10 protein-coding genes are annotated in these 12,909 nt (G+C 72.0%); 4 read left to right on the forward strand and 6 right to left on the reverse strand.

Features of this window, described 5'->3' with window-relative positions; genetic code table 11:
• Positions 1-4: 4 nt before the first annotated feature.
• Both CG740_RS03550 and CG740_RS03555 read right to left on the reverse strand, forming a co-directional pair.
• Entirely contained in the window at positions 5-1,396 is a 1,392-nt protein-coding gene (locus CG740_RS03550) for an amidase (protein ID WP_100573363.1), read from the reverse strand.
• A 104-nt stretch (positions 1,397-1,500) separates the two neighbouring features.
• Entirely contained in the window at positions 1,501-2,487 is a 987-nt protein-coding gene (locus CG740_RS03555; RefSeq protein WP_100573364.1) for a LysR family transcriptional regulator, read from the reverse strand.
• 229 nt (positions 2,488-2,716) lie between these two features.
• Between CG740_RS03555 and CG740_RS03560 the strand changes: the two genes are divergently transcribed.
• Positions 2,717-3,976 (forward strand): MFS transporter, encoded by a 1,260-nt coding sequence (locus CG740_RS03560; RefSeq protein WP_100573365.1) that lies wholly within the window; start codon positions 2,717-2,719, stop codon positions 3,974-3,976.
• Positions 3,977-4,017: 41 nt separating this feature from the next.
• On the opposite strand, the gene CG740_RS03565 is transcribed toward CG740_RS03560, so the two are convergent.
• Positions 4,018-4,941 carry a glutaminase gene (locus CG740_RS03565; protein WP_100573366.1) on the reverse strand — a complete coding sequence of 308 codons (924 nt, stop codon included), beginning with the start codon at positions 4,939-4,941 and terminating at the stop codon, positions 4,018-4,020.
• Positions 4,942-5,055: 114 nt separating this feature from the next.
• Positions 5,056-6,513 carry a glycine betaine/L-proline transporter ProP gene (gene proP / locus CG740_RS03570; protein WP_442802796.1) on the reverse strand — a complete coding sequence of 486 codons (1,458 nt, stop codon included), beginning with the start codon at positions 6,511-6,513 and terminating at the stop codon, positions 5,056-5,058.
• Positions 6,514-7,074: 561 nt separating this feature from the next.
• Between proP and CG740_RS03575 the strand changes: the two genes are divergently transcribed.
• On the forward strand, positions 7,075-7,977 hold the full coding sequence (locus tag CG740_RS03575; protein ID WP_199846308.1) for an aminoglycoside phosphotransferase family protein: 903 nt from the start codon (positions 7,075-7,077) through the stop codon (positions 7,975-7,977).
• A gap of 70 nt (positions 7,978-8,047) precedes the next feature.
• Here the strand turns inward: CG740_RS03575 and CG740_RS03580 are convergent, their stop codons facing one another.
• Positions 8,048-9,370 carry an aldehyde dehydrogenase family protein gene (locus CG740_RS03580; RefSeq protein WP_100573367.1) on the reverse strand — a complete coding sequence of 441 codons (1,323 nt, stop codon included), beginning with the start codon at positions 9,368-9,370 and terminating at the stop codon, positions 8,048-8,050.
• A gap of 337 nt (positions 9,371-9,707) precedes the next feature.
• Here CG740_RS03580 and CG740_RS03585 point away from each other — a divergent pair, with 337 nt between their 5' ends.
• A complete protein-coding gene (locus tag CG740_RS03585; RefSeq protein WP_234376027.1) occupies positions 9,708-9,971 on the forward strand; it encodes a DUF5133 domain-containing protein in 264 nt (87 codons plus the stop codon).
• 151 nt (positions 9,972-10,122) lie between these two features.
• On the opposite strand, the gene CG740_RS03590 is transcribed toward CG740_RS03585, so the two are convergent.
• Positions 10,123-11,142, reverse strand: a complete 1,020-nt coding sequence (locus CG740_RS03590) for an Lrp/AsnC family transcriptional regulator (RefSeq protein ID WP_100573665.1) — start codon at positions 11,140-11,142, stop codon at positions 10,123-10,125.
• Positions 11,143-11,290: 148 nt separating this feature from the next.
• Between CG740_RS03590 and CG740_RS03595 the strand changes: the two genes are divergently transcribed.
• Complete coding sequence (locus CG740_RS03595; protein WP_100573369.1) at positions 11,291-12,877, forward strand: MFS transporter; 1,587 nt, start codon at positions 11,291-11,293, stop codon at positions 12,875-12,877.
• Positions 12,878-12,909: the final 32 nt, after the last annotated feature.

Genomic DNA, 12,909 nt, shown 5'->3' on the forward strand with positions numbered 1-12,909 from the left:
TCACCTACGGCTGGCGACCGGGCGTCTTCGGGGGTGCCGTGCGCCGCCAGGGGTGCAGCGCCTCCAACTCGGCAGCCAGATCGAGGAGTTGGTGCTCCGATCCCGGACGCCCGACGAGCTGGACCGAACCCGGAAGCCCCGACGGCAGTGAGCCGAACGGCATCGCGAGCGCCGGGCGGCCGGAGAGGTTCCACGGCGGGGTCATCGGCGAGCAGGCGGTGTTGGCCAGCATGTTGGCCAGCCAGCCGCGCTCGTGCCAGGCGTCGGCCGCCGGCCCCGGGCGGGCGAGGGCCGGGGTGAGCAGGACGTCGTACTCCGCGAAGAACGGCTCCAGGCGTTCGTTCAGCGCCGCGCGGTGATCCCCGCGCAGCATGCCGAGCCGCCCGGCGAGGCGCCCCACCTGGGCGTGCCGCCGGGTGCGCGGGGCAAGCAGGCGGGGGTCGAGCCCCTCGGCGTCCTGCGCGACCCCGCCGGTCCAGCGGGCGAGAACGACCGTGCCGAAGGACAGCGGGTAGGGCGGATGGGCGGTCACCACCCGGTGGCCCGCGCCCGAGAGGGTACGCGCGGCCCGGCGGGCGAGCGCCGCATGCGCGGTCCCCACGCGCACCCCCAGGATCGGACTGCGCGCGGAACAGGCGATGTTGAGCCTGCGCGGGGCGGCCGGCCCGCTCCGGGCCGGACCGCCCGAGCCGTCCGGCCCGACCGCCTCGTCGGCGAGCACCGAGAACATCAGCCGGGCGTCCGCGGCGGTCGTCGCCAGCGGGCCGTGCTCCGACATCCCGAACCACCCGCCGCCGAGCTCGAAGGGGATGCGCCCGGTGCCCGGCTTGAGGCCGACGAGCCCGCAGTGCGCGGCGGGTATGCGAAGCGAGCCCATGCCGTCGTTGCCGAGCGCGATGGGCACGAGTCCTGCCGCCACCGCGGCCGCGCTGCCGCCGGACGAGCCGCCCGCCGTGCGGGTCGGGTCCCACGGGTTGCGCGCCGTGCCGTGCACCCCGTCCGTCGTGCCGAAGACGCACAGCTCGGGCACCTGGGTCAGCCCCACCACCACCGCGCCCGCCGCCCGCAGCCGGGCCACGGTCACATGGTCGGCGGTGGCCGGGGCGCTGGAGGTGGCCGCCGAACCGTTGCGGGTGCTCTCGCCGCGCACCGGAAGATTGTCCTTGACGGCCACCGGCACGCCCGCGAGCGGGAGTCGGCCCAGGTCCGTTCGGCTGCCGACCGCGTCGGCCTCCGCGAGCGCGGTGCTGGCGCGCACCACGCGGAACGCCCCGACGCGCTCGTTGCCCTCGGCGATGCGGGCCAGGTGGTCGGCCACCACCTCCCGGGGTGTGACCTCCTTGCGGCGCACCGCCTCGGCTATCTCGACGGCGGTCCGGCCTGCCCACTTCGTCACGGTGGCTCCTCGTTGCTGGTGGGGTCACGAAGGCTGAGGAAGCCACTGTGTACGGTCGTACGCCCCCTGTCGATACCGCGATCTTCGACGCCGCCCACGACCGGTCAAGTCCGGTGGAACGACTCGCCGTCGGCGCCGAAGCGTTGTGCGGATGTCGTCCTGCTCACCCAACTGGGCGTCCAGAATGGGGAGTTGGGGGACGGGGAAGGCTCGGCGCAATCGAGGTACCGGCGCAGCGCGGCGAGTGAGGGATGCGGGTTGTCGCTGTGCCAGATCAGGGAGTGCGGGTAGACCGGAGTGGGATCGAGGAGGGGAATGCGCCGCAGGCCCTGATCGGCGGGCCAGGCGAACCGGGTCTGCTCGCCCACGAGGGTCGCCAGCACGGCGGAGTCGGCGATGGTGTCAAGGAGCGGCTCGGTGCCGAAGTCGGGTCCTGTCGCCTCGATGGTGAGCCCGAAGGCCGCCGCGAGCGCGTCGTAGTAGGCCGCCCACTCGGTTCCCGCGACCAGGCCGGGCATCCAGATCCGATGGCCGACGAGATCGGCGGGGGCGACCGCGCGGGCCTGGGCCAGGGGGTGGCCCGGCCCGGTCAACAGCTGTACGGGCTCGTCGTGCACCCGGGCGGTCTCGATCCCGTCGGGCAGTTCCCGCGCCGGCCGGGTGACCGCGCGGAAGGACGTGTCGATCGTGCCGGAGCGCACGGCGGCGAAGGCCGCGTCCGCGTCGAACAGCGTCACCACGTCGAGTTCGGTCGCGGGGTGTGCGCGGTGGAAGCCGCGCAGCAGATCGGCGGGCGCGAGACGGCGGCCGATCACATCGACGCGCAGCGCGCGGTGGCCGGGCCGCACCGAGGCCGCCGCCCGCTCCTCGGCCTGGAGCAGCGCGCGGGCGTGCGGCAGGAAGGCCTGGCCGTCGATGGTCGGCCGGGCCCCGGACGCGGTGCGGGTCAAGAGCCGCACCCCGAGGTCCTTCTCCAGCGCGGCGATGCGCTTGGAGACGGCCTGCTGGCTGATCGCGAGATCGGCGGCGGCCCGCTGGAACTGACCCGCGTCCGCGACGGCGACGAAAGTGCGTACGGCGTTGAGATCCACGCCCGGGGATCCTAGGGCATCTCCGCGGAGCGGGACCGGGTGCGTCGGATCCCGGGCCGCCCCGGGCGGCGGATCGGCCGGGCCGGCCTGGTGCACAATGCCTGGTTGTGGCTTTCCGCCGGACCGGTTGTTTGACCTGCCCCGGTGCCGGTCGCTTGGATCTCACGGGTCAACGTGGGGTTGTTCCACCGGGACGGGGCGTGCGGGTCGGGTGAAAGGTGTGCTGGGCATGGCGGGCAGGCGGCGGTCGCTGGGGCGGCAGTTCGGATGGCTGTGGGCCGCGTACGGGGTGAGCACGGTCGGCACGATGCTGGCGTTCGACGCGTTCCCCCTGATCGCCATCCTGGTCCTGCACGCCGGACCCGCCGCCGTGTCGGCGCTCGCCGCCGCGGGGCTGGCGGTCGGGACGGTGCTGGCGGTGCCGCTCGGACCGTGGGTCGAGTTCCGCCCCAAACGGCCGGTGATGGTCGCGATGGACCTGATCCGGTTCGCCGCCGTCCTCAGCATCCCCGTCGCCTTCGCGCTCGGACTGCTCGGTTTCGTCCAGCTGGTCGTCGTCTCCGTCGTCGTCGGCGCGGCCGACATCGCCTTCAGGGCGGCCGGCGGGGCCCACCTCAAGGCGCTCGTCGCGCCCGAGGACCTGCTCGTCGCGAACGGCCGGTTCGAGTCCACCGCCTGGACCGCCACCATGATCGGACCGCCGCTCGGCGGGTTCGCGATCGGCGCCTTCGGCCCGGTGGCCACCGTGACGGCCGACGCGATCAGCTATCTGCTGTCGGCCCTGGGCATCCGGGCGATCGGCGGCAAGGAGGCACCGCCGCCGGTAAGGACCGGAACGTCCGCACGGCTGCGGCGAGCCGATCTGCTCGAAGGGTGGCGGCACATCCTGACGCACCCCTCGCTGCGTCCCCTGCTGTTCAACACGATCCTGGTGAACGGGTTGATCATGACAACGGCCCCATTGCTCGCCACGCTCATGCTCGGCTCCCTTGGCTTCGCGCCCTGGCAGTACGGCCTCGCGTTCGGGGCCTCGTGCATCGGCGGCCTCATCGGCTCACGCCTCGCGCGCCGGCTCGTCGCCCGGTTCGGCCAGCGCAGGATCCTGCTGTTCTCCGGGGCGCTGCGCGCCTGCTGGGTGCCCTGGCTCGCGTTCACCGGCCCCGGCGTGGGCGGTCTCGTGCTGGTCGCCACGGTCGAGCTGGGCCTGATCACCTGCTGTGGGATCTTCAACCCGGTGTTCGCGACCTACCGCCTGGAACAGACCGACACGGACCGCGTGGCCCGCACCCTGTCGGCCTGGACGGTCGCCAGCAAGGCGGCCATCGCGACCCTGACCGCGCTTGGAGGCGTCCTGGCCGGCCTGACCGGCCCGCGCACCGCGATCTTCGTCGCCGGTGTCCTCATACTGGCCACCCCGCTCCTGCTGCCCCGGGCCGCCCGCACCCCGGGCATCGAGCCGGCGCCCGCTCCGGCCCCGAGCGCGGGCTGAGCACACGGGCACGGGGCAATGACGGATGCCCTGACGGCCCGTCAGAAAACAGACAGCCCGGTCAGGGTGGTGAAGCGGTCCAGGGCCGCCACTCCGGCCACCGAGTTGCCTCGCTCGTCGAGGCCGGGGCTCCAGACGCAGAGGGTGCAGCGGCCGGGGACCACGGCGATGATGCCGCCGCCGACCCCGCTCTTGCCGGGCAGGCCCACGCGATGGGCGAAGTCGCCCGCCGCGTCGTAGGTGCCGCAGGTCAGCATGACCGCGTTGATCTGCTTTGCCCGGCTGCGGGTCAGCAGGGAGGAGCCGTCGGCCAGTATCCCGTGCCGGGCAAGGAAGCCGGAGGCCCGTGCGAGGTCCGCGCAGGACGCCTCCAGGGCGCACTGGCGGATGTACTGGTCGAGGAGTTCGGGGACCGGCGTGGAGATGTTGCCGTACGAGGCCATGAAGTGGGCGAGCGCCGCGTTGCGGTCGCTGTGGGCGGCCTCGGAGGCGCGGACCTGCTCGTTGTAGCCGAGGCGCGGGTTGCCGGACTCGGTGCGCAGGAAGGTCCGCAGGGTGCCGGCCGCGTCTTTGGTCAGGGACTGGAGGCGGTCGGTGACGACGAGGGCACCCGCGTTGATGAACGGGTTGCGTGGGATTCCGGCCTCGTACTCCAGCTGCACCAGGGAGTTGAAGGGATTGCCGGAGGGCTCACGGCCGACGTGCTCCCACAGCTCCTCGCCCTCGCGCGCGAGACACAGCGCGAGGGTGAAGACCTTGGTGATGGACTGCGTGGAGAAGGGCTGCTGCCAGTCGCCGACCCCGTACACCGTGCCGTCGAGCTCGGCGACCGCCATCCCGAAGCGCTGGGGATCGGCCGAGGCGAGCACGGGGATGTAGTCGGCCGGGCGGCCGCGCCCCGGGGTGGCCGCGATCTCGGTGGCGATGCGGTCCAGGACCGACTGGAAGGACGAGGACACGCTCAACTTGCTCCGGATTCCTGCGGCACAGCACGACTGACTCACCCTACGGCAGAGGCCGCACCCCACCGCGCAGGCGATCAGTGGGGTGCGGCCTCTCGGCGGTGTCGTCGTACGCCGTCAGGCGCGCGAGGCGGCGACGAGTTCCGCCGCCTCCTCGGCCGTGGCGACGGACGGCGGGGAGCCCTCCAACGGCTTGCGTGCCGTCTCCGTCATGGCGAGCGCGGCGATCAGGCCGACGAGGCCGGCCAGCATCGTGTAGAACGCCGGCATCAGGTCGTTGCCGGTGGCCCCGATCAGACCCTGGACCACCAGCGGCGTCGTACCGCCGAACAGGGACACCGAGATGTTGAACCCGATGGAGAGCGAGCCGTAGCGGATCGCCGTCGGGAAGAGGGCCGGCAGCGCCGAGGACATGGTGCCCATGTAGCAGACCAGGGCCAGACCCAGGGCGAGCAGTCCGGTGAACACCGCGACGGTGCTGCCCTGCTTGATGAGCAGGAAGCTGGGCACCGCGAGCACGATGAAGCCGATGGAGCCGCCGATGAGGACCGGCTTGCGGCCGACCCGGTCGGAGAGGCGGCCGACCGCATTGATGATCGCCATCAGCACGATCATCACGATCACGATGGACATCAGGCCGGTGGTCTCGTTGAAGCCCTGCGTCGAGAGGTACGTGGGCATGTACGAGAGCAGCATGTAGTCGGTGATGTTGAACGCCGCCACCAGCGCCAGGCACAGCAGCATCGCGCGGCCGTTGCCGAAGAGGATGCGCTTGAGGGGCAGCTTCTCGCGCTCCCGGTCGGAGGAGCCGTTCTCCTCCAGCTTCTTGAAGGCCGGGGACTCGTCGAGCTTCAACCGGAGGTAGAGGCCGACGAGACCGAGCGGGCCCGCCACCAGGAACGGGATCCGCCAGCCCCACTGCTGCATCGCGTCGTCGCTCAGGAACACGGTGAGGGCGGTCACGAGCGAGGCGGCCACGGTGTAGCCGATCAGGGTGCCGAACTCCAGGAAGGACCCCCAGAACCCGCGGCGCTTGTCCGGCGCGTACTCCGCGATGAAGGTGGCCGCGCCGCCGTACTCGCCGCCGGTCGAGAAGCCCTGGACCATGCGGCACAGGATCAGCAGCACCGGCGCCCAGATGCCGATGGTGGCGTAGCTGGGGATCAGGCCGATCGACAGGGTCGCCGCGGCCATCATGATCATGGTCAGGGCGAGGATCTTCTTCCGGCCGACCCGGTCGCCGAGCGGCCCGAAGAACATGCCGCCGAGCGGCCGGACCAGGAAAGCGGCGGCGAACGTCGCCAGCGACGCGATGACCTGCATGGTGTCGCCGGCGCCGGAGAAGAAGACCTTGCCGATGACGACGGCGAGGTAGGAGTAGACACCGAAGTCGAACCACTCCATGGCGTTGCCGAGGGCGGTGGCCTTGACGGCGCGCTTGACCGCGGCCTCGTCGGTCACGGTGATGTCCGAGCGGCGCAGCGCTGGGTTACGCCTGCGGTGGACCGCCCGGAACAGGGAACGGTGCCGGGTGACTGCCTCAGGCTCTGGCTGTTGATCCTCGGTGCTCAGCACGCAACGTCTCTCTCGCTCGACAACAGAAGGGTGCGCCCTACATGGAACTCCCTCCGGGCGGCGCGATCACACGGTGAAAGTCCTTGATCGCCGGACCAAAGCCCGCGGTGACGGCAGGGCTTTGGTCCTCAACGCGACATAAGGGACACGTGTGAGGTGAGGGAGGGGGAGCTGGGAGTCCGACGACTCAGCCGTCGACGACGTCCCTGGCGGCGTTCTCGACGTTGCCCTGTGTACGTGGGGCCCGATCGTCGCTCGTCATGGGCTGCCTCCACCTGCGGTTGATCATGTTTTCCGTCACCAGTACGCCTGGCCGCTTCTGCGCATCTCAAACAGCGAGAACGCGAAAGACGCCTCTGACCGGCGGGTTCGCGGACCGTCAGCCGGTATGCGCGCCACTGGGCGGTCGGGCTGCGACATCGTGAACGACCGCCCGCATTGGGGAAGTTGGGGCAGTTGGGGCCTATACGGCGAGCGGACCGGGCCGGTGGACGGCCATCGGGTTCGGGGTGTCCGTAATGGGTTTGACGGCCTCGGGCGCCCCGGGATCGGATGGGCCGCATGAGCGCCGAGCGGATGCATGCCGACCAGTACGCCCTGGACGAAAACCTCGTGCGACGGTTGATCGCCGGGCAGTTCCCGCGGTGGGCCGGGTTCGCGGTGGAGCGGATCGCCTCCGGGGGGACCGTCAATGCCATGTTTCGCCTGGGTGATGACATGGTCGTGCGGCTGCCCCTGGTGGCGGGTGGGGTCGGGGACGTGCTGAGCGAGCGCGTGTGGCTGCCCCGCCTGGCACCGCTGCTGCCCGTTGCCATCCCCGAGGTGCTCGGCGCGGGGGAACCTGCGGAGGGCTACCCGGCGCCGTGGTCGGTGTACCGGTGGCGGCCCGGCGAGATTCCGCAGGCCGGTGCGCTGCGGGAGCCCCTCGGGCTGGCGCGGGACCTTGCGGCGTTCGTCGCGGCGATGCGCGGCGTCACGCTGCCCGGTGCCCCGACAGCCCACCGGGGAGGGCCACTTGGCTCTCTGGACGCGGAGACCCGCAAGGCCCTCGCGCTGCTGCGTGACCTCCCGCAGGAGGGCGTCGACTGCGCTGCCGCCGAGGCGGTGTGGGAGGACGGGCTGATGGTCCAGGACCTGGACGGCCCGCCGGTGTGGCTGCACGCCGACCTCATGCCGGGCAACCTGCTGGTGCACGGCGGCCGGCTCGCCGCGGTGATCGACTTCGGGTGTGCGGGCACGGGTGATCCGGCCTGTGACCTCTTCCCGGCCTGGAACCTACTGCCGGCCGACGGGCGCGAGGTCTTCCGTTCGGCGCTCGGCGTCGATGACGCGACATGGCGCCGGGGCCGCGCCCGGACGCTCTCACAGGCGCTGATCGCGCTGCCGTATTACCGCACCACGAACCCGGCGATGGCGGGGAATGCCCGCCATGTGATCCGCGAGGTGCTGGGGGAGTGGGCCTGAAGGGTCAACTGCCTTCATGCACCGGGCAGTTGACCCTTCAGTTGAGGTTGTTCCTCGGGAGTGGGGCGGATCAGCCGAGGGGCTTGCTCAGCACGGCCTTGCGGTGGCTGAACGTCTCGATCGAGTAGCGGCCGTGGTAGTTGCCCATCCCGCTCTCGCCGACCCCGCCGAACGGCAGGTCGGAGACGGTCAGATGGGCCAGCGGCAGGCCGAATCCGAGACCGCCGGACGACGTCTCGGCGGCCAGCCGCTCGCGGGTGCGGTCCGACTCCGTGAAGGCGTACAGCGCGAGCGGCTTGTCGCGGTCGTTGATGAACTCGATGGCCTCGCCCAGGTCCGCCACCGTGATGACGGGCAGGATCGGACCGAAGATCTCCTCCCGCATGACCGGCGACTTGGGGTCGACGTCGGCGAGTACGGTCGGCGCGATGTACTTGGTGGCCCGGTCGGTGCCCCCGCCGGTCACCGTCCGGCCGGAATCGAGCAGTGCGGCGAGCCGGTCGAAGTGGCGCTCGTTGACGATGCGGCCGAACTCTCGCGAGCTCTGCGGATCGGCGCCGAACAGCGCCTCGACGGCGCGGGCGAACTCGGGCTCCAGGGCGCGGGCGGTCTCCGGGTCGGTCAGGACGTAGTCCGGGGCGACGCAGGTCTGCCCGGCGTTGAGGAACTTGCCGCGCACGAGGCGGTCCGCGACGACGGACAGGTCGGCGCCGCGATCGACGAACGCCGGTGACTTGCCGCCCAGTTCGAGGGTGACCGGGGTGAGGTGTTCGGCGGCGGCCCGCATCACGATGCGGCCGACCGTGCCGTTGCCGGTGTAGAAGATGTGGTCGAAACGCTCCGCGAGGAGGGCGGTGGTCTCGGGCACGGCACCTTCCACGACGGCGACCGCGTCGGTGTCGAGGTGGCGCGGCAGCAGGCGGGCCAGCGCGGAGGAGGTGGCGGGCGCCATCTCGCTGGGCTTGACGACCACGACGTTGCCCGAGGCCAGCGCGCCGAGCAGCGGGGTGAGGAGCAGCTGGACCGGGTAGTTCCACGGCGCGATGACGAGGACCACGCCCAGCGGGTCGTACTGCGTGTGGGCCGTCGCATCCGCGCCGAGGTGGGCCGGGACGGGGGCGGGCTCCGGGCGCAGCCAGTCGGCCAGGTGCTCAAGGGTGTGGTCGATCTCGCGGATCGTGAAGTCGATCTCGGTACGGAAGGCCTCGGTGGAGCTCTTGCCGAGATCGGCGTGGAGGGCCTCCGCCAGGTCCGCACCATGAGTGGTGAGCATGTCGCGCAGCCGGCGCAGCTGGGTGGTGCGCCAGGCGAGGGGCTGGGTGCGGCCGGATCGGAAGGTGGCGCGCAGCCGCGCGACGGTGTCGGCGGGCTGCTCGGGGGTGCGGTCGTTCACGATGCCTCGCTGTCAGTGCCGGCCTGACCGGTGGTGCACCGGCAGGTCGATCCGTTTCGGTCGATGTATATGCCAACCATTGAGGTCCCCCAGTGAATTCCGCACTCGGGGAACTACTTTGCGCGACGTGACCGTTACAGCCCCGCACTCGGAGGGGTGTGGATGCGGCCGGCACGGATCAGGCCTAGCGCTCTCGTGACGCAGTGTGATGCTTCGGGGTGCGGATGGTGAGGTGACGGGTGACGATGAGAGGCGCTTCAGGGCCGGGTCGCCTGTGCATGGCGAGCGAGCGCCCGGCGGGGCGTCGACGCCGCCATGCCCGCAGGCCCTTCGTCCGATGCCGGAGCCCACGATGCTGCTGCCCCACTGCCATGTCGTCCATGAACTGCTGTCCCTGCTGCGCAGCAGGGAACGCCGGGTCGCCCGCGCACCGCTGGACTCCGGTGCGCTCCAGGCGCGGGACGATGCCGCGTACACGCTGTGCGTTCTGATGGGGGAGCGTTCGATGGCCGCTGCCGTGGAAGCCGCTGAGCGCTATCTCGTGCGCTGCCGGCGCGCGATGCTGCCCGCTGTCGGGGTCGCTCCCGACCGGGCGCGCTGACCCGGGAGTTGCGGACCCGGGAGTTGCGGACCCGGGATGTTCGGGGCGGGCGGGGGCCGGCTCGGCGTGCTTGGGCTCGGCGTGCTTGAGCTCGGCCACCCCGAATGCGGGTCACTCGGATCGAGGAGCCCCCTCGGGTGGCTCGGTCGGTTCACGCTCGGGTGGGGAGGTAGGGGCCCGGACCCTTGAGGGTGCGGTGGATGGGGACGGTCGCCGTGTGGCGCAGGCCGGGCAGGGCGGCGATCGACTCGGTGAGGTAGCGGTAGAAGAGCTGCGCGGTCGCCACGTCGATGCTCGCGTAGAGGGTGGCCGTGCCCGTGACGGCGGCGGCGAAGGAGACCTCCGGGTGTGCCGCGATCGCCGCTCCGGCCTCTGCCAGCCGGGACGGGTCGACCTCCAGCCACAGGGCCGCCCGGAACTTCCGGTGCAGGACGCCCGGGTGGTACTCGACGTCGAAGTAGAGGACCCCGGCGATTCGGAGTTCCGTGATGCGGCGGCGCACGGTCGACACGGAAAGCCCCGTCGCGGCCGCCAGTTCCGCGGGCGCCGCCCGGCCGTCCCTGGCGAGCAGATCGAGCAGATGCCGGTCGCTCTCGTCGAGCGCCACCGGCGGGGTGTCGGCCGTGGCCCGTTCCGGCTGGACGGACGGGGTGAGTTGCTCGACCTGCGCCGCCGTCAGCGGCCCGCTCTTGTTGATCGTGCCGAGGTCCTGACCGAAGAAGACGTGCAGCAGGCAGTGCGCCGAGACGTCCACCACCTGCGGGGTGCGCGGCAGCTTCTGCAGGAGCAGCGACTCCTCGGTCCCGGGCCCCCGTGTACGAACCGAGCAGGAGATCTCGGTGCCGCCCGAACTCAGGTTGACCCAGCTGGTGTCCGCGCGCCGGGCGAGGACCTCCCCGATGGAAGCGGCGGCGTCCGGTGTGCAGCGCACCCGGACGATCCACGGGGAGTCGCCGACACGCTGCGGGTCGGTCAGGCCGAGGACCCGGAGCTTTCCGGCGGATTGCAGTCGCGACCAACGCCGCGCGGCCGTCTGGTCGGACACCCCGAGGGCGTCGGCGATCTCCCGGAACGACGCCCGCCCATTGATCTGCAAGGCGTGCGCAAGGGTGAGGTCCTCCTCCGACAGCTCGCGATCCGCACGGCTCAAGGTGTCGAGATACGTCTTCATGGAGCCCATGATGTCGGATTCACGCATCGCGCGGGCGCTGGCTCATGAAAATTGCCTCAGGCGTTCCACACTCATCTCCGGGACCGGCGCCGACCGTGAGCGCCTTTCGGGTCCCGACAGCACTTTCGATCCGATCGGAGAACCTGACATGCGCAAGTGGTGGCCCCTGACGGCGGTCTGCCTCGGCGCCTTCATCCTGCTGGTCGACGTGACCATCGTGAACGTCGCACTCCCCAGCATGGCTGACGACCTCGACGCCTCCTTCTCCTCGCTCCAGTGGGTGATCGACGGGTACGCGCTGGCCCTGGCCGCCCTGCTCCTGGCCTCCGGCTCCCTCGCGGACCGCTTCGGCCACCGGCGCTTCTACATCTACGGCCTGGCGGTCTTCGCCGCGGCCTCGCTCGTCTGCGGCCTGGCACCCAACGTGGGTGTGCTGATCGCGGCCCGCGTGGTGCAGGGAGTCGGCGGTGCGGCCATGTTCGCCACCACCCCCGCCCTTCTGCTCGGCTCGTACCAGGGACGGGACCGGGGCACCGCCTTCGGCGTGTGGGGCGCGGCCAATGGCGCGGCCGCCGCCGCGGGACCGCTCCTCGGCGGCCTGCTCACCGAACACATCAGCTGGCCCACGATCTTCTGGGTCAACCTGCCCATCGCCGCGGTCGCCATCGCCATGACGCTGCGTGTGGTGCGCCCCGACCGCCCCCGCGCCTCGGCCGGCCAGGGCGGACCCGCCCGGATCGACGTTCCCGGCGCGGCCGCCTTCACCATCGCCGCGGGCAGCCTGACGTACGGGCTCATCCGCGGCGGGGAGTCCGGCTGGACGAACGCCGTGACCCTCGCGACGTTCGCCGTCACCGTGCTCGCGCTGCTCGCCTTCGTCGTGGTCGAGCACCGCACCGCGCGGCACGGCGGTTCCCCGATGCTGGACCTGGCGCTGCTGCGCCGCCCCTCCTTCACCGGCCTGATGAGCGGCGCGCTGCTGCTCCAGGGCAGCGCCTTCGGCTGCCTGGTCCTGCTCTCGCTGTGGCTCCAGTCGGTCGTCGGCCTCAGCCCGGTCGGCGCGGGCCTGGCCCTGACGCCGCTGGCCGGCGCGTCCTTCGTCGTGGCCGTGTTCGCCGGCCGCCACATCCAGCGTCTCGCCCCCCGACTGCCCATCGGTGGCGGCCTGCTGCTCGTCGCGGCGGGCATGCTGTTGCTGCGGGCCGGGATGACCGCCGATGCGGGGCGCAGCTCCCTCATATGGGGTCTGGTGGTCACCGGCATCGGCGTCGGTCTGGCCACGCCCATGCTGGTCTCGGCGGCCACCTCCACCGTGCCGCCCCAGCAGGCGGGCATGGCGGGCGGCGCAGTCAACACCTTCCGCCAGCTCGGCATGACCTTGGCCATCGCCGTCCTCGGCGCGGTCTTCACCGGCCGTACGGCGGCCACCCTCGCCGGGGCCGGCGCCGTCCCGGACGCCGACCGGGGCGCCGACGCGCTGGCCGCCGGTCAGGCGCAGCGCCTGGTGGAGGCGGCTCCGGCCGGCCACCAGGACGCGGCGCGGCACCTCGTGCACCAGGCTTTCGCCACCGGTCTCGACCGGGTCTTCCTGTGCTCGGCGGTGGCGGCGGCCCTCGGCGGTCTGATCGTCCTGGCGCTCGTACGGCCGTCGAGCCGGACCACCCCTGGAGCCCACGGCCCCGGCTCGGCACAGGCGCCGCAGCCTCGGAAGGAATCCGTCGGATCGGGGGTCTGATCGGGAATCCGATCGGGGGGACCCGACCGGGG

Origin of the sequence: Streptomyces sp. CB01201, from assembly GCF_002803085.1 — a bacterium.
Classification (GTDB): domain Bacteria; phylum Actinomycetota; class Actinomycetes; order Streptomycetales; family Streptomycetaceae; genus Streptomyces; species Streptomyces hundungensis.